Below are 16,957 nucleotides of genomic sequence, written 5' to 3' on the forward strand. Positions count from 1 at the left end.
CGTTAGCATTCTTCCCAGGCCGGGAGCGGGAGGCAACCGTATGGACGTGGACGCGTACAGCTATGCGCATCGGCAGGCGTGGAATCGGCTCGATTTCCTGTCTCGTAAGCGGAAACTCACCGGCAGCGAGGCCGACGAACTGGTCGCGCTGTATCGGCGGACGTCGCAGCAGCTGGCCCGATTACAGACGCGCAGCCCCGAACCGGAGCTGGTGCTCGGTCTCAGCGCATTGTTGACGCGGGCGCGGGGCCGGGTGCTCGGCACCCGGACCGACACATGGACCGAGGTGTGGCGGTTTTTCTCCCATCGTTTTCCGGCCGCGGTGTATCGGGTGTGGCCGTGGTGGGTCGCGGTGGGCGCGGTGTTCGTCCTGATCGGTGCGGTGCTGGCCGGCTGGATGAACGAATCGGATTCCGCACGTGAGGTTCTCGGGATACCGCGCGATACCGGTGCATTGACCGCGCCGGGCGGCACGTTCGAGACCTACTACTCCGAACATCCCTCGGACGCGTTCGCGGCCAGAGTGTGGACCAATAATGCGTGGGTGTCGGCGATCGCGCTGTTCACCGGGGTGTTGCTTCTGCCCGCACTGTATGTGCTGTTCATGAACGCGCTCAATGTCGGTGTTTCGGCCGGTTTGATGGCCGACGCGGGGCGGCTCGACGCTTTTTTCGGGTTCATCCTGCCGCACGGGATGTTGGAGCTGACCGCAGTGTTCGTTGCCGGCGGGGCCGGGTTGAAGCTGGGCTGGACGCTGGTCGACCCGGGGCGGTCGAGCCGGTTGGCAGCAGTGGCCAGGCAGGGCAGGGCGGCGGCGGCCATTGCGCTGGGTTTGGTGGCGGTGTTGTTGGTGGCCGGTCTGCTGGAGGGTTTCGTGACGCCGAGTTCGTTGCCGACGCCGCTGCGGGTCGGGATCGGTGTGTTCGCCGAGGTGGTTTTTCTCAGTTATGTGTTCGGCGTGGGTCGACGGGCGGCGCTCGAACAGGATCTCGGTTCGGACACAGAGCCGGTCTCGCTCAGGTAACTAATAAGCAATCTCGAGCGCACCCCGGCGAACGGGCTATCGGTGAGCGGTAGCAACGCTACGAACCGGATGACTGGTGAGGACCCCCATTTGAGTTCCGCTGGCCGCAACGAGTCGCTGCTCAGCTGCGGCCAGCGTTACCGTCGACTCTACACAATCGTTATCCTCACGCAACCCCCGCGACCACTAAGTAAACGAATGAGCATCCCACCGGCAAACCCACACTCAGCCTCATGTTTGCCTCCTGTCAGCTAACTCTCAGCGGCCCCACAGCCCGTGCAAATGTTCCTTTCATTTGCAATTGCATGGCGTCCTCCGAGGTCACAGGCACATCTCCTACCCGCCGTCACCCACACTCCAAGATCGATTAGCTACACCGCCACCGCGAATGGATCAACTTGCATAATCACGGCCTCCACCAGGTCTTTTCTTGCAATACCGAAAGGTAACCGGCCGATCACCCTGACAAAAAATACTCAAAGTTTGTTTATTACGGCACAAACGAGGCTAGAACCCGAATAGGCCGTTCTTGATGTACCAATACACAGTTAACCGGGTCTCCAACCTGCTACAGCGCCCCACCGACCATCGGTACAAGCCAGCATCCGTCAGCAGCACGACCGCAACCGAAAATCGATGTGTGATCTTCACCTCATATGGGTAATAGAGCGGCCCGAAACGGGCATTGGCAGCGCTTGGCCAGCCCGAGGAAGCACTCATATGTCGGTGCCCAGTAGCAGCTTTCCACTCGCGGACCAGGCAGTGGATCATCGGTCGAGGTTCGCAGGGGCGAACAAGTCAGCGAGGAACCGGCCTCAGCTCAGCTGCTACTCGGCCGCCCGGCGCGGCCGAAAAGCTGTCCGGTACTTGTTCGTCCGCGGGCAGGCGATAAGTGATGACGCCAACGCCGGACTCCGACAACCCCGACACCGGATCCGCAGCCGATGAGCACAGCCGGCGAAAACACACACGGTGACCGTCTCTCCCACCGTCAGGGCGCGAACCTATCCCTTGCGATACACCCGGTTCCACGCGCCGGAAGTGTTCGCGTGCAGACTTTAGGATTTACCGCATGAATGGTCTGCGCTCGCGTGTGCTGTCGGCTCTGGCCGGTCAACTCGGTCATCCGCACGGCCTGCTCGGCAAGGGCGTCGTCCGGATACTCAACCGCGGCAATGCGCGCGCCATCGCCGGTGCGGTCGACGCCGCCGTCGACGGCGGCGCCCAAGCAGTCGCGGATATCGGGTTCGGCGGCGGCGCGGGCTTGTCGATGCTGCTCGAGCAAGCCGACCCCGCAGGTGTCGTGCACGGGATCGAGCTGTCCGCCGATATGCTCGCCCGCGCCAGGAAGGTATTCGCGCGTGAGGTGAACGGCGGGCGGTTACAACTTACGGAAGGCTCGCTCACCGACCTGCCGCTGCCGGATGCCACCCTCGACGCAGCGATCACCGTGAACACGGTGTACTTCGTGCCCGACCTCGACGCCGCCTGTGCCGAGCTGGCCCGGGTGCTGCGCCCGAACGGACGGTTGGTCGTCGGTATCGGCGACCCGGACGTCATGGCGAAAGCCCCATTTACGCCTTACGGGTTCATCCTGCGGCCGGTCGGCGAGGTCGTCGCGGCGCTGGAGCGAGCTGGTTTCCACGTCGAGCAGCGAAAGCTGGATCAGCAGCCGATACCGCATCACCTGCTGGTGGCCCGGCCCTCGGCTACATGAGCGTGCCGCCGTCGATCCTGATCTCGGTGCCGGTGATGTAGCGCCCCTCGTCGGAAGCGACCATCGCTACCGCGCCCGCGATGTCTTCGGGCGAACCGAGCGCGCCGCCGTCGAGCCAGCCGACCATCCTGGCGAACAGGCTGCCGTCGGCGCCCTCCGGCAGGTCGGCGATGGATTTGGTGGTGATACCGCTGGTGATACCCGCGGGCACGATGTTCACCGCCCGCAGCCCCTGTTTGGCGTACTCCAGCGCGATCGCGTGGGTGAAGGCGTTGACCCCGCCCTTGGACGCGGCGTAAGCGGCCAGATACGGCGACGCGCTGAACGCCGACGTCGACGACAGGTTCACCACCACGCCGCGCCCGGATTCCACCAGCGCGGGCAGCAGCGCTTGGGTGACCAGGAAGGTGCCGGTGAGGTTCACCGTGATCACCTGGTTCCACACCTCGAGCGGCATCTCATGGGTACGCCCGGGACGCAGAATGCCTGCGGCATTGACCAGCACATCGAGCCCGCCGAGTTTTTCGAGCGCGGTGGCGGCGGCATGGCGCACCGATTCCGGGTCGGCGATATTCACACCGACGGGGTGCAGGCGTTCGGCAGCGGCACCGGCCTTCTCGGCGGTCGTCGCCAGCGCGGTTTCATCGATATCGGCGGCGACCAGCTGTGCCCCTTCGTCGAGCAGCCGCAGGGCGATTCCCTGGCCGATACCCGATCCCGCACCTGTCACCACTACCCGTCGGCCGTCATATCTGCGCATGCCTTGAATTAGAACAGGTTCTTATTTGCCGTCAACCCGGTTCGGTGACAAATCACAGTGGCGAAAGACATGGATATGAGAAAAGCCGCAGACCATGAGACCGGTCCGCGGCTTTTCCGCATTCATCTGTGGGCGAAGGGGGACTTGAACCCCCACGTCCCGAAGGACACTGGCACCTGAAGCCAGCGCGTCTGCCATTCCGCCACTCGCCCGAGCGACGGGAGAGACAGTATCACGGAGGTGGGCGCAAGGTGAAATCGCGGGGCGGGGCAAACTGCGTCGGTCCTGGTCGTCGCGCCGCGCACCAGGGAACACAACAGGGAACTCATGGGCGTTTCCGGTAGTTACAGGTGTAGCCGATCGTGGATATCATGCAGGGAACGTGCTCGTAGAACGACACGCCAGGTTTGCGTGCCGTCGTTGCGAAAGAGGAGACGTCTCACCGAAGGGAGGGCCCTGATGGGCATCGTTTCGCGATTCGAACGACGCCTGCAAGGCGCCGTCGGTGATGTGTTCGCTCGGGTCTTCGGCGGGAACGTCGTACCTCAGGAGGTGGAGGCGGCGCTGCAGCGCGAGGCCGCCGATCACATCCAGGATCTCGGCGGCGGGCATCTGCTCGCACCCAACAGCTATGTGATCACGATCAACTCGTCGGATCATCGGCAATTGGACGCCGATCACGACCTCACCACACGCGCTTTTGCCAAACATCTGCAGGATTACATCCGTGACCAAGGATGGCAGACCTACGGCGAAGTACACGTGGTCTTCGAGGCATCCCCTACGCTGCACACCGGACAGTTCAGGACGAGCGGCCGGGTCGATCCCGACGTCGGCCGTAGAGCTAGCGCAGCTCGCCGCCCGGAACCCCCGCCACAACGACCCGCAAACCCGCAACCAGGAGCTGGCCCCATGACGCAGAACTCTGGGTACGACCCGAGCCGTGAGCACGCGGAGTCCGATCCACGTCACCGCGGGTACGCTCCCCCACCCGGACGTGGGCCGCAGAACGGCGCGTACCCAGAGGACTACGGCCAAGCCGGCGCGGCCGGCGCGGCCGGCGCGCCCTACGGAGGCGGCGCCGACTACCGGACACCCGAATCACAGGGCTACGGCGACTATCAGAACTACGACCAGGGGTACGGCGGCCAACAGGGCGGCTACCCCGATCAGGGCTACGGCCAGCCGGGCGGCTACCCGGACCAGGGCTACGGCCAGCCGGGCCAGGGCGGCTACGGCCAGCAGGGTTACGACCAGGGCTATGGCCAGCAGGGTTACGACCAAGGCTACGGCCAGCCAGGCTACGACCAAGGCTACGGCCAGCCAGGCTACGACCAGGGCTATGGCCAGCAGGGTTACGACCAAGGCTACGGCCAGCCAGGCCAGGGCGGCTACGGCCAGCCCGGCTACGGCGATCAGGGCGGATACGCCGACGATCCGGGCTACCAGGGGCAGCAGGGTTACGATCCACAGCCCGGCTACGGCGCACCCGGCGGATACTCCGCGGGTGGTTACGCCCCCGGGTCCGCGGCGGGTTCCAGCTTCTCGGCCACCCTGCAACTGGACGACGGCAGCGGCCGCACCTACCAGCTACGCGAAGGCAGCAACATCATCGGCCGCGGCCAGGACGCCCATTTCCGGCTGCCCGACACCGGTGTCTCGCGTCGGCATATCGAGGTGCGCTGGGACGGCCAGACCGCGATGCTGTCGGATCTCGGGTCCACCAACGGCACCCTGGTCAACGGCTCGCCGGTGCAGGATTGGCAGCTCGCCGACGGTGATGTGATCCGCGCCGGGCATTCCGAGATCCTCATCCGTATCGTCTGATCCCGTAAGCTCGCGGTGCGGATCACGGGAAGATCGCCAGAAAAGGACGGTCTTGCCGTGATCGGATACGGCCGACGGCCCTATGATGTGCCAACACACGCGAGGCACCGCATACGGGGCCGGCAAGACCAGCACAACGGTGGGGTGGGCCGCACCACACCTACGGCACCGACACACGGTCGAACAGGAGGTGGAGCGCCGTGCAGGGACTGATCCTGCAACTGACCCGTGCGGGCTTCCTGCTGCTGTTGTGGCTGTTCGTGTGGGCGGTGCTGCGGACCTTGCGCAGCGACATCTACGCGGCATCCGGCATACGGATCCAGCCCAGGGCCGCACGCGGTTCCGCGGTGCTGCCATCCCTGCGCCGAGGCCAGAAGGGCGCCAAATATCTTGTGGTGACTCAAGGTTCACTCGCCGGCACCCGCATCACGCTCGGCACCCAACCGGTGCTGATCGGACGTGCGGACGATTCGACGCTGGTACTCACCGATGATTACGCCTCCACCCGGCATGCCCGGCTATCCCAGCGCGGCGACGACTGGTACGTCGAAGACCTCGGTTCGACGAACGGCACCTATCTGGACCGCGCGAAAGTCACCACCGCCGTCCGTGTCCCGCTCGGAACTCCCGTCCGGGTCGGCAAAACAGTGATCGAGCTCCGATCGTGACACTTGTTCTCCGCTACGCAGCGCGCAGCGACCGCGGCCTGGTCCGTGCCAACAACGAAGATTCCGTCTATGCGGGGGCGCGGCTACTCGCGCTGGCCGACGGTATGGGCGGTCATGCCGCTGGTGAAGTCGCCTCCCAGCTGATGATCGCGGCGCTGGCCCACCTCGACGACGACGAACCCGGCGACGACCTGCTCGGCAAACTCGACCGCGCCACCCGCGAGGGCAACGCGGCGATCGCCGAACAGGTCGAGGAAGAACCCGAACTGGACGGGATGGGCACCACGCTCACCGCGATCCTGTTCGCGGGCAAAAAACTCGGCCTGGTGCATATCGGCGACTCCCGCGCGTACATGTTGCGTGACGGCGAACTGGCCCAGATCACCCGCGACGACACCTTCGTCCAGTCGCTGGTCGACGAGGGCAGGATCACCGCCGAACAGGCGCATACCCACCCGCAGCGGTCACTGATCATGCGCGCGCTCACCGGGAATGAGATCGATCCCACACTCGTCATGCGCGAAGCCCGCGCGGGCGATCGCTACCTGCTGTGCTCGGACGGCCTGTCCGATGTGGTCAGCGACGAGACGATCGCCAACACCATGCGTGAGGGCGACACCGACGAATGCGCCGACAGGCTGATCGAGCTGGCCCTGCGCAGCGGTGGACCCGACAATGTGACGGTCGTCGTCGCCGACGTCATCGACCTCGACTACGGGCAGAGCCATCCGATCGTGGCGGGCGCTGCCTCCGGCGAGGACGAGGACACGCCACCACCCAATACTGCCGCAGGACGGGCCGCCGCCATGCGCCCGCCGCGCGCAACCCCACGCCGGGCCGCCGCCGCGCCCGAGCCGCCCCCGTCCACCTCGCACAAACTGCGCTGGATCCTGCTCGCGGTCGCGCTTGTGGTCGCCATCGGCGTCGGACTGGTGGTCGGCTACAAGATGATCCGGTCCAACTACTACGTCGGCGCCGAAGACGACCAGGTAGTCGTGCTGCGCGGTCTGCCCGGTTCGCTGCTCGGTTATTCGATCCACGAGGTCGATCTGGTCGGCTGTATCAGCCCGGACGGTGAGCTGACCCTGGTCGACAGCGGTGCCGCGATGCCGTCGGGGTGTCGTGAGCTGATGGTCAGCGATCTCGAACAAACCGGACGCGACCAGGTGGAGAAGGGGCTGCCGCCCGGTTCGCTGGACAAGGCCAAGGACCAGATGCAGGTGCTGGCCGACCGCGAACTGCTGCCGCCGTGCAAGGACGCCTCGGTGCCGCAGCCCGGTGTCGTGCCGCCCGCACCGGGGCCGGACCAGAACCGGCCGGCAGGACCCAACCCACCGGCCACCACCACGGTCCCGCCGCCTCCGCCTGGCCAGGACGGCGCCCCGCCGGACGGTACCCCGCCGCCTCCTCCGCCGCCTCCGCCCACCACACCGGCGCCGACGACCCCCGCCGAGCCCCAGACCGCGGGGGAGAACTGCCGGGTGACGGACTGATGTCCGCTCCGGCACCACCGTCGGCGGGGGCGTTTCCGAGCCCGCCGGGTGGCTTCGCTCCGGCCCCGCCGCCGAGCACCAGACGCAACACCGAGCTGCTGTTGCTCGGTTTCGCGGCGGTTGTCACCACCGCTGCCCTTTTCCTGGTCGAGGTGAGCCAGGAACAGTCATTGACCTGGGATATCGTCCGATACGGTGCGGCCTATCTCGGCCTGTTCGCGGTGGCGCATCTGGCGGTGCGCCGCTTCGCGCCGTTCAGCGACCCGCTGCTGCTACCGATCGTCGCGCTGCTCAACGGGATCGGGCTGGTCCTGATCCATCGGCTGGATCTCGCCCACGCACAGAAGGCCGCCGACAACTCGTCGGTGATCCCGTCCCCGAATGCCACCCCGCAGATTTTGTGGACCACGCTGGGCATCATCGTGTTCGTTACGCTGCTCATCGCGCTGCGTGACTATCGCACGCTGGCCCGCTACAGCTACACCCTCGGCCTGATCGGCCTGATCGCGCTGGCCATCCCAGGGCTGTTGCCCGCCAAGTTCTCCGAGACCAACGGCGCCAAGATCTGGATCAGGCTGCCCGGATTCAGCGTACAGCCCGGCGAGTTCGCCAAAATCCTGCTGATCATCTTCTTCGCCTCGGTGCTGGTGGCCAAGCGGGAGCTGTTCACCGCGGCGGGCAAGCATATGCTGGGAATGGAATTCCCGCGTGCCCGTGACCTCGGACCGATCCTCGCGGTGTGGATCGTCTGCATCGGCGTCCTGGTCTTCGAGAAGGATCTCGGAACTTCGCTGCTGATCTTCGGCACCGTACTCGTGATGCTCTACATCGCCACCGAGCGGGTGGGCTGGCTGGTCATCGGCTGCGGTCTGCTGGGGCTGGGCTTCGTCTTCGCCTACCAGTTCTTCGGGCATGTCCGGGTGCGTGTGGAGACCTGGCTGCACCCGTTCGACGACTACAACAACACCGGCTACCAGATCGTCCAGTCGCTGTTCGGGCTGGCCACCGGTGGTCTCGCGGGTACCGGGCTGGGCAGCGGTCGCCCATCGCAGGTGCCGTTCGCCGAGACCGATTTCATCATCACTACGATCGGTGAAGAACTGGGGCTGATCGGCCTGACGGCTGTGCTGATCCTGTTCCTGATGTTCATCATGCGCGGGATACGCACCGCGCTCGCGATCCGTGACAGCTTCGGCAAGCTGCTCGCGGCCGGTTTGTCGTTCACCATCGCGATCCAGCTGTTCGTGGTTGTCGGCGGGGTCACCAAACTGATCCCGCTGACCGGTCTGACCACGCCGTTCGTGTCCTACGGCGGTTCCTCGCTGCTGGCCAACTACGCGCTGCTCGCGCTGCTGATCAAGATCTCCGACGCGGCACGCGCGCCTGCTCCGCCCAAGAAGCGCGAACCCGCAGCTCCGATCGCGGACGCGCAGACCGAACTGCTGCGCCGCCGGGAAGGGGGCCAGCAGTAATGAACACTCCGCTGCGCCGGGTGGCGATCGCGGTCATGGTGATGATCGTCGCGCTGCTGCTCAACGCCACCTACATCCAGGTGATCAAGGCCGACGACTACCGCGCCGACCCCCGTAACTCCCGAGTGCTGCTGGACGAGTACTCCCGCCAGCGCGGACAGATCTCGGCGGCAGGCACCGTGCTCGCCAGCTCCGTCGCCACCGACGACCGGTACAAGTACCAGCGCGTCTACCCGACCGATCCCGCCGCCTACGCGCCAGTCACCGGTTTCTACTCCATGCAGTACGGCAGCACCGGCCTGGAACGCGCCGAGGACGCGATGCTCAACGGCTCGGACAGCCAGCTGTTCGGTAGCAGGCTGGTCGACCTGTTCTCCGGGCGTGACCCGCGCGGCGGCAATGTGGTCACCACCCTCGATCCGGTGATGCAGGAAGTCGCCTACGAGCAGTTGAGCAGCAAGGGTTACACCGGCTCGGTGGTGGCCATCGAGCCGAGCACCGGCAAGATCCTCACCATGGTCTCCACACCGAGCTACGACCCGAACCAGTTGGCGGGCCACGACGGCGCCAGCGGCATCCAGGCGTGGGAGAAGCTCAGCACCGACCCGGACCAGCCGATGCTCAACCGCGCCATCTCGGCGACCTACCCGCCCGGCTCGACCTTCAAAGTCGTCGTCACCGCGGCAGCACTGTCGAACGGCGTCGCGACCCCGCATGACCAGTTCACCGCGGCACCGAACATCGAACTGCCCGGCACCACGAGGAAGCTGGAGAACTACAACGGCACCACCTGCGGTCCTGGGCCGACAGCCTCGCTGTACGACGCCTTCCGTATGTCGTGCAATACCGCGTTTGTCGAACTCGGTATCAAGGTGGGCGAAGCAAACCTCAAAGACGAGGCCGCGGCCTTCGGTATCGGGTCACACCGGGAGATCCCGATGCCGGTCGCCGAGAGCACCGTCGGCCCCATCCAGGACGACGCAGCGCTCGGGCAATCCAGCATCGGCCAGCGCGATGTCGCCGTCACCCCGCTCGACAACGCAGTTATCGCGGCTACCATCGCCAACGGCGGCGTCCGGATGGAGCCGTACCTGGTCGACGAGCTGCAGGGCCCGGATCTGAGCGAGCTCGACACCACCGAACCGGTGTCGGTCGGACGGACAGTGAGCACCGAGGTAGCGTCAACCCTGACCGACCTCATGGTCGCCTCGGAGAACAACACCGTGGGCGGCGGTCGGTCGGCCTATCAGATCGCGTCCAAGACCGGCACCGCCGAGCACGGCTCCGATCCGCGCAATACGCCGCCACATGCTTGGTATATGGCGTTCGCGCCTGCCCAGAACCCGAAGATCGCCATCGCGGTCATCGTGGAAAACGGCGGAGACCTGGCGCTGGCCGCGACCGGCGGGTCGGTGGCCGCGCCGGTGGCTCGCGCGGTATTGGATGCGGGTCTGCGAGGTCGCTGAACGAGATGGATGTGCGAGTGAATCTGCGGGGAATCCGATGCTGAACAACGGTGCGATGATCGCGGACCGATACCGGCTGCAGCGGCTGATCGCCACCGGCGGAATGGGTCAGGTGTGGGAGGCCCTCGACACCAGGCTGGACCGCCGGGTGGCGGTCAAGGTACTCAAGGCCGAGTTCTCGGCCGACCCCACCTTCCGGCATCGGTTCCGCACCGAGGCCAAGACCACCGCGCAGCTCAACCACCCGGGTATCGCCGGTATCTACGACTACGGCGAAACCATCGACCCGCAGGGCGGCGAGATGGCGTACCTGGTGATGGAGCTGGTGCAGGGCGAACCGTTGAACACTGTGCTGAACCGGCTCGGCAGGCTGTCGGTAGTCCAGGGCCTGGACATGCTGGAGCAGACCGGGCGGGCGCTGCAGGTGGCGCACGCCGCCGGAGTGGTGCACCGCGACGTCAAACCGGGCAATATCCTGGTCACCCCGACCGGTCAAGTGAAAATCACCGACTTCGGTATCGCCAAGGCGGTGGATGCCTCGCCGGTCACCAAAACCGGCATGGTGATGGGCACCGCCCAGTACATCGCGCCCGAGCAGGCCGTCGGCGAGGACGCCACCTCGGCCAGTGATGTGTACTCGCTCGGCATTGTCGGCTACGAGGCGCTGGCGGGAGAGCGACCGTTCAGCGGGGACGGCGCGATCACCGTCGCCATGAAGCACGTCCGGGAAACCCCGCCACCGATGCCGACGGACCTGCCCGGAAACGTGCGGGAGCTGATCGAGATCACCATCGGCAAGGACCCGACGCAGCGCTACGCCGACGGCGGCGAATTCGCCGACGCGGTCGCCGCGGTGCGGGCCGGGCGCAGGCCACCGCCACCGCGCGGGATGGCCGCGACCGGACCGATGACCGAGGGCGCGACCCGGGTGTTGCCACCCGGACCCACGGTGATCCTGCCTTCGGCTCAGCAGGGCTACGACAACAGCGCCACCGCGCGCTACGCCCCCGCCGCCGCGGCCGGTGCGGGCGCCCGCGCCTCGGCGGGGCAGCAGGAACATTTCGGCGGTCCCGGCGACCGGGACAGCGGGGACCATCGCAAGCCTTCCGGCCAGAAGTGGATGGCCGGGCTCGGTGCGGGTGCGGTCGTGCTCGCAGCCGCGGCCGCATGGTTGCTGTTCGGCGGTGACACCAACCCGGACGGTAGCACCACCACCGGCACCTCCACGGTCGCGCCGACCACGACGCGGCAGCTGCCACCACCGGTCCCCACCACCTTCGAGCCGGAGCCGGAACCGGAACCGGAACCGTCCGCCGTCCCCCAGCCGACGATGACGCAGCCGACGACGACACCGCCGCCGACGACCGAACCAACCACCACCGAGCCGGAACCGACGACGACCGAACCCACCACCACGGAGCCGGAGCCGACGACGACGACACAACGGACCACCACTACACGGCCCCGTGTGCCGACAATCGACATACCATTGCCCGAGATTCCCGGTGCCCGAGGCCCCTCGGTCACTCCGACCGCGTCAGCGACTTATCCGCAAGGACAGCCATGACAACCCCGAAGAATCTCTCCTCCCGCTACGAGCTGGGCGAGATAATCGGGTTCGGTGGGATGTCGGAGGTGCACAAAGCGCGCGACCTCCGGCTCAGCCGTGATGTCGCGGTCAAGGTGCTGCGTGCGGACCTGGCCCGCGACCCCACGTTCTATCTGCGGTTCAAACGCGAAGCGCAGAACGCGGCCGCGCTGAACCATCCGGCCATCGTCGCGGTCTATGACACCGGCGAAGCGGAGATCGACGGCGGTCCGCTGCCCTATATCGTCATGGAGTACGTCGACGGCGATACGCTGCGCGATATCGTGCGCGGCGAAGGACCGTTGGCGCCACGCCGGGCGATGGAGGTTATCGCCGACGTCTGTGCCGCGCTGGATTTCAGCCATAAGGCCGGCATCGTGCACCGCGATATGAAACCGGCCAACATCATGATCAACCGGGCCGGCGCGGTGAAGGTGATGGATTTCGGTATCGCGCGCGCGATCGCCGATGCCGCCAACCCGATGACGCAGACCGCCGCGGTGATCGGCACCGCGCAGTATCTGTCGCCGGAGCAGGCGCGCGGCGAAACCGTCGACGCGCGCTCGGATGTGTATTCGGTCGGCTGCGTGCTGTTCGAGATCCTCACCGGAGAACCGCCGTTTACCGGTGATTCGCCGGTCGCGGTGGCGTATCAGCATGTGCGGGAGGACCCGCGGCTGCCGTCGCACGTCTACAGCGGGGTGCCACGCGAGCTCGATTCGGTCGTTCTCAAGGCGATGAGCAAGAACCCGGCCAACCGGTACCAGTCGGCGGCCGAGATGCGTGCCGATCTGATCCGGGTGCTGGGCGGGCAGAAACCCGGCGCGCCGATGGTGATGACCGACGAGGACCGCACCACCATCCTCGGTTCCGGCGAAGGGGCATCGCACGGTTATCACACCGGCGAACACGACGACGACACCGAATACGAGTACGAATACGACTCCTACGACACCTCAGCTCCGGCGAGCACGCGGCGCACCACCTACATCGCCCTCGGTGTGGCGGCTGCGGTCGCGGTGGCGTTCGGGCTGTTCTGGATGCTGCTCGGCCCGGGAAGCAAACCGGACCAGATCGCCGTGCCCGACCTGTCGAACAGTTCCATGGCGGAAGCGCAGCAGAAGCTACAGGACCTCGGCTTCCGGGTGGCGGTACAGGAGAAACCGGACGGCAAGATCGCCACCGGCAACGTTATCGCCACCCAGCCGCTGGGCGGTTCCCGTGCCGACGAGGGCAGCACCATCACCGTCCAGGTGTCCACTGGCCCGCAGCAGGTGCCGATACCGCAGCTGACCGGGCTCTCTCGGGAGCAGGCCGCGCAGAAACTGAACGCCGAGGGGTTGCAGCTGCACCCTGAGGTGGCGCGCGAGCCGTCCAGTCCCGAGAACAAGGACAAGGTGGTCGGCCAGGAGCCCTCGTCCGGTGTCGAGATGGATGCGGGCGGTATGGTCCGGGTGACCGTCGGGTCGGGGCCGGAACAAGTCCGGGTGCCCGACGTGGTGGGCCAGCAGATCGATGTGGCCGAACCGAACCTGGTGGCGAGCGCGGGTTTCGAGATCGTCATCCGTGAGGTGCCTTCAACCGAGCCGCGCGGCAAGGTGCTCGCCACAGATCCGCCGGGCGGCTCCATGGTCGACAAGGGTTCGACGATCACCGTGCAGGTTTCCGACAGTGACCGGATCACCATGCCGAGCCTGGTGGGGCTCACCGCATCGGAGGCAGTGAACAAGCTCAGGCAGGCAGGCTGGGCGGGCAGTGTGAACCAGGTTCGCCAGATCACCCAGATCACCCTCGATTCCGGTGATGTCGGCAAGGTCATCAGCCAGCAGCCCGCCGCGGGCACGACGGTCTCGACCACCAGCACGATCACGATCAACACCGGCGTGCTGCCACTCGGCCCGCCCTGATTCGTCACCGCGGTATCACGGCGGGCCGTGCTCCGGCCGCAGCTTTCAGGACAGGTCCAGGTGGCGGTTCATCGACATCGCCGCCTGGGCCAGTTCCGGCAGTTCGACCACGCCGACGCCGTGCTCGCGTAGCCGTTCGACACCGGTGCAGTTGGTTACGAATGTCGCTGGCTCCCGCCAGGCGATGACGACCCGGCCGATCCCGGCCCGCAGTATCCGGTCGGTGCACGGCAGACGCGTCGTGGTGGCGCGCTGGGTGCAGGGCTCGAGTGTGCTGTAGATGGTGGCGCCGCGCAGCAGCGGGTCGTCGGCATCGAGTTTGTTCAGCGCGGACTCCTCGGCGTGCACCTTGGCGTCGCTCTCACGGGAGTAGCCGTGCGCGATGGCGACCCCGTCGGCGACGATCACCGCGCCGACCGAGAAGGCGGTGCTGCTCGGCGGGCAGCGCCGGGCCAGCTCGATCGCCTGGTTCATCCACAGCTGGTCGGTGCTCGTCGGTGCGGTTGCTGCATGCGACTCGGGCAGCGGGGCCTGTTTGGGCAGATAGCGCAGCAGCGCGATATCTCCGATCTGCTCGGCGGAGGCCAACCGCATCCGGCGGTCCGGCCCACCGGGGAAGGCTGCCGGGTTCAGCAGGCGCGGAGCCGCCGGGTCGCCGACGAGGATCGGAGCGACGGCCAGCAGCAGTTCATCGGCCAGTTCCGCGGAAAGGAACCCGGTGAGAATGCGGGTGCCGCCCTCCACCATCAACCTGGCGATACCGCGGTGGCCGAGATCGTCGAGCAGAGCACCGAGGTCGATGTCGGCGCCGAGCGGCACGATCTCGGCGAGGCCGTCGAGCCGATCGCCCAGCCGTGCCGCACCCGCGTCGGTGGTGTAGACGAGTTTGGCACCGCCGTGATGCCAGAATCGCAGGCCGGGGTCCAGGTCCCCGCTCCCGGTGACGGCGATTTTGACCGGATATTCCGGCTTTCCCGCGGCCCGCCGGGTCGTCCGGCGGGCTTCGCTGTTCACCAGCAGTCGCGGATTGTCGCGGCGCAATGTCTCCGCGCCGATGAGCACCGCGTCGGAGTCGGCGCGCACCTGATCGACCCGATCGAAGTCGGCCTCGTTCGACAGCAGCAGCCGACGGGGGCCTGCATCGTCGATATAGCCGTCGATGCTCGCCGCAACCGACAGCAGTACAAAGGGCCGGGTCACTGGGTCACCAGTGACGCGACCTCGGCCTCCAGCATTTCGACCAGGCCTTCGGCCGGGCGTTCGCCACATACTTCCAGCCAGTTCGCCAGCATCCGGTGCCCGCCCTGAGTCAGCACCGATTCGGGATGGAACTGCACGCCGTGGATGGGCAGTTGGTGGTGGCGGAAGGCCATGACGATGCCGCTGTCGGTACGGCCGATCACGTCGAGCTCGGCGGGTAGGGTGTCTTCGACAACGGTGAGCGAGTGGTAGCGGGTCGCGGTGAACGGATCGGGCAGCCCGGCCAGCACGCCCGCGCCGATATGGAACACCTCGCTGGTCTTGCCGTGTAGTAGCTCTGGTGCGCGGGTGACCGTCGCGCCGAACGCGGCACCGATCGCCTGATGCCCCAGACAGACTCCGAGCAGCGGGGTGACTTGCCGGGCGCAGGCATGTACCAGCGGGATACTGGCGCCCGCCCGGTCGGGAGTGCCCGGCCCCGGGCTGATCAGAATGCCATCGAACTGCGCGGCCACGGTATCCGGATCGGAAAGCTCCGCGTGATCGTTGCGCCAGACCACGGCCTCCACGCCCAGCTGGCCCAGGTACTGAACCAGGTTGAACACGAAGCTGTCGTAGTTGTCGACGACCAGAACACGCATGGATTCGAGCCTACTCGGGGTGTCGCGGCCACCCGCCGCGACGTCCTATCGATTACCTGGTGGGATAGCCTTGAAAGTACGACCTGCACGCCGAATACGAGGACGTCATGCCCAAGTCGAAGGTCCGCAAGAAGACCGATTACACGATCAACCCCGCCAGCCGGACCCCGGTCAAGGTCAAGGCCGGTCCTTCTCCGGTCTGGTATGTCGCGATCATGCTCGGGTTCATGCTCGCCGGGCTGCTGTGGTTGCTGGTCTACTATCTGGCGGCCGAGCAGATCGGCTGGATGAGCGATCTGAACGCCTGGAACTTCCTGATCGGTTTCGGCCTGATGGTGATCGGGTTGATCATGACAATGCGTTGGCGATGACATCGATCGGGCTCTGACCTGCGGGTATCTCCGCTTCCAGCGCGAGCTGATTACACACATGTCATTCATGCACACCTGTGGATAAAGTTGTGGACAACTCGAGGAACGATTGGGGAAACCGATCCAGGTGCCGCCCGTGAACCCCACGCCACGCCTCTCATGGACCACACCCACACCCGCGCTCGTCGCGTGTGCCGTCGGCGGTGTCGCCATGGCCGCCGCCGCGATCTTCAGCTCCGACGCGCCGAGCCGATTGCTCGTCGGCCTGGCTGCCGTGGGGTTGCTCGGTCTGGCCGGTCTCGGGTGGCGGCAGCGGCCGCGCCTGTCGGTCCGTCCCGGTGACGATCCGCGCCTGGTGGTGCGCGGGCTGTCCGGACCCGCCACCTACTCCCGTTCCGACGTGCTACGCGCCCGGATCGTCCACTACCGCCGCCTCGGCCGCAAGGTGCCGATGCTGGAGATCGACGTGCTACACCACGGCGCCGAACGCCTGCTCATCTTCGGCCGCTGGGATCTGGGCGTCCGCCCTGACGAGGTGTACGAGACGCTGGTTGAACAACTGCGTCTTTCAGGGGACATAACCGGCCACTGATAAGCCCACCTGGCCCGCGGGTTCTATACCCACCTGGCCCACGGTTCGCCGCTCCGGTCCGACGCCTCAGATCACCCAGCAAGGCCACCCCAGTTCCGGCGCCACCTGCCGCGGCTCGAGAACGAGTAGCCAGGACCGCTACCGGCGGCAATCATGCCGGCAGGCGCCAAGGCTCGAGCTGAGCTTCCTAGTCAGCAAACACGTGCGACGGAATGGGAAGACACCGGGTGG

Annotated in this window: 14 protein-coding genes and 1 tRNA gene; 11 read left to right on the forward strand and 4 right to left on the reverse strand. The window is 66.4% G+C overall.

Annotated elements, in window-relative coordinates; all coding sequences use genetic code 11:
• The first annotated feature begins 40 nt into the window (after window positions 1-40).
• Together B0T44_RS12990 and B0T44_RS12995 are read left to right on the forward strand one after the other, a co-directional pair.
• On the forward strand, window positions 41-1,024 hold the full coding sequence (locus B0T44_RS12990; RefSeq protein ID WP_077116110.1) for a stage II sporulation protein M: 984 nt from the start codon (window positions 41-43) through the stop codon (window positions 1,022-1,024).
• Window positions 1,025-2,096: 1,072 nt separating this feature from the next.
• Window positions 2,097-2,741 (forward strand): class I SAM-dependent methyltransferase, encoded by a 645-nt coding sequence (locus tag B0T44_RS12995; RefSeq protein ID WP_077116109.1) that lies wholly within the window; start codon window positions 2,097-2,099, stop codon window positions 2,739-2,741.
• Here the strand turns inward: B0T44_RS12995 and B0T44_RS13000 are convergent.
• Together B0T44_RS13000 and B0T44_RS13005 are read right to left on the reverse strand one after the other, a co-directional pair.
• Window positions 2,734-3,501, reverse strand: a complete 768-nt coding sequence (locus B0T44_RS13000) for an SDR family NAD(P)-dependent oxidoreductase (protein ID WP_077116108.1) — start codon at window positions 3,499-3,501, stop codon at window positions 2,734-2,736. The two genes, B0T44_RS12995 and B0T44_RS13000, sit on opposite strands and share 8 nt — an antisense overlap.
• Window positions 3,502-3,630: 129 nt before the next feature.
• Window positions 3,631-3,713 (reverse strand) — tRNA-Leu (locus tag B0T44_RS13005).
• Window positions 3,714-3,960: 247 nt separating this feature from the next.
• On the opposite strand from B0T44_RS13005, the gene B0T44_RS13010 reads away from it, so the two are divergent.
• The 7 genes from B0T44_RS13010 to pknB all read left to right on the forward strand — a co-directional run bounded on the left by B0T44_RS13010 (window position 3,961) and on the right by pknB (window position 13,922).
• A complete protein-coding gene (locus B0T44_RS13010; protein WP_077116106.1) occupies window positions 3,961-5,328 on the forward strand; it encodes an FHA domain-containing protein in 1,368 nt (455 codons plus the stop codon).
• Window positions 5,329-5,528: 200 nt separating this feature from the next.
• Window positions 5,529-5,996 carry an FHA domain-containing protein FhaB/FipA gene (locus tag B0T44_RS13015; RefSeq protein ID WP_077116105.1) on the forward strand — a complete coding sequence of 156 codons (468 nt, stop codon included), beginning with the start codon at window positions 5,529-5,531 and terminating at the stop codon, window positions 5,994-5,996.
• On the forward strand, window positions 5,993-7,489 hold the full coding sequence (locus B0T44_RS13020; RefSeq protein WP_077116103.1) for a PP2C family protein-serine/threonine phosphatase: 1,497 nt from the start codon (window positions 5,993-5,995) through the stop codon (window positions 7,487-7,489). The genes B0T44_RS13015 and B0T44_RS13020 overlap by 4 nt, the downstream gene beginning before the upstream one ends.
• On the forward strand, window positions 7,489-8,961 hold the full coding sequence (locus B0T44_RS13025) for an FtsW/RodA/SpoVE family cell cycle protein (protein ID WP_077116102.1): 1,473 nt from the start codon (window positions 7,489-7,491) through the stop codon (window positions 8,959-8,961). Before B0T44_RS13020 ends, B0T44_RS13025 begins: the two co-directional genes overlap by 1 nt.
• The gene (locus B0T44_RS13030) at window positions 8,961-10,427 is read left to right on the forward strand and encodes a peptidoglycan D,D-transpeptidase FtsI family protein (RefSeq protein ID WP_077116101.1); all 1,467 of its coding nucleotides are present in this window, start codon (window positions 8,961-8,963) and stop codon (window positions 10,425-10,427) included. Before B0T44_RS13025 ends, B0T44_RS13030 begins: the two co-directional genes overlap by 1 nt.
• 37 nt (window positions 10,428-10,464) lie before the next feature.
• On the forward strand, window positions 10,465-11,994 hold the full coding sequence (locus B0T44_RS13035; RefSeq protein WP_077116100.1) for a protein kinase domain-containing protein: 1,530 nt from the start codon (window positions 10,465-10,467) through the stop codon (window positions 11,992-11,994).
• Complete coding sequence (gene pknB, locus B0T44_RS13040; protein ID WP_077116098.1) at window positions 11,991-13,922, forward strand: Stk1 family PASTA domain-containing Ser/Thr kinase; 1,932 nt, start codon at window positions 11,991-11,993, stop codon at window positions 13,920-13,922. Before B0T44_RS13035 ends, pknB begins: the two co-directional genes overlap by 4 nt.
• 45 nt (window positions 13,923-13,967) lie before the next feature.
• Here pknB and B0T44_RS13045 read toward each other — a convergent pair whose 3' ends face one another.
• Window positions 13,968-15,122 carry a dihydrofolate reductase family protein gene (locus tag B0T44_RS13045; protein ID WP_077116097.1) on the reverse strand — a complete coding sequence of 385 codons (1,155 nt, stop codon included), beginning with the start codon at window positions 15,120-15,122 and terminating at the stop codon, window positions 13,968-13,970.
• Window positions 15,119-15,763, reverse strand: coding sequence for an aminodeoxychorismate/anthranilate synthase component II (locus B0T44_RS13050; protein ID WP_077116095.1), 645 nt, complete (start codon window positions 15,761-15,763; stop codon window positions 15,119-15,121). Before B0T44_RS13050 ends, B0T44_RS13045 begins: the two co-directional genes overlap by 4 nt.
• A 107-nt stretch (window positions 15,764-15,870) precedes the next feature.
• Between B0T44_RS13050 and crgA the strand changes: the two genes are divergently transcribed.
• Both crgA and B0T44_RS13060 read left to right on the forward strand, forming a co-directional pair.
• Window positions 15,871-16,134 (forward strand): cell division protein CrgA, encoded by a 264-nt coding sequence (crgA, locus tag B0T44_RS13055; protein WP_077116094.1) that lies wholly within the window; start codon window positions 15,871-15,873, stop codon window positions 16,132-16,134.
• Between the two features lie 136 nt (window positions 16,135-16,270).
• The gene (locus tag B0T44_RS13060) at window positions 16,271-16,726 is read left to right on the forward strand and encodes a PH domain-containing protein (RefSeq protein ID WP_245839417.1); all 456 of its coding nucleotides are present in this window, start codon (window positions 16,271-16,273) and stop codon (window positions 16,724-16,726) included.
• Window positions 16,727-16,957 lie beyond the last annotated feature (231 nt).

The sequence above is a fragment of the Nocardia donostiensis genome (assembly GCF_002081715.1).
Taxonomy (GTDB): domain Bacteria; phylum Actinomycetota; class Actinomycetes; order Mycobacteriales; family Mycobacteriaceae; genus Nocardia; species Nocardia donostiensis.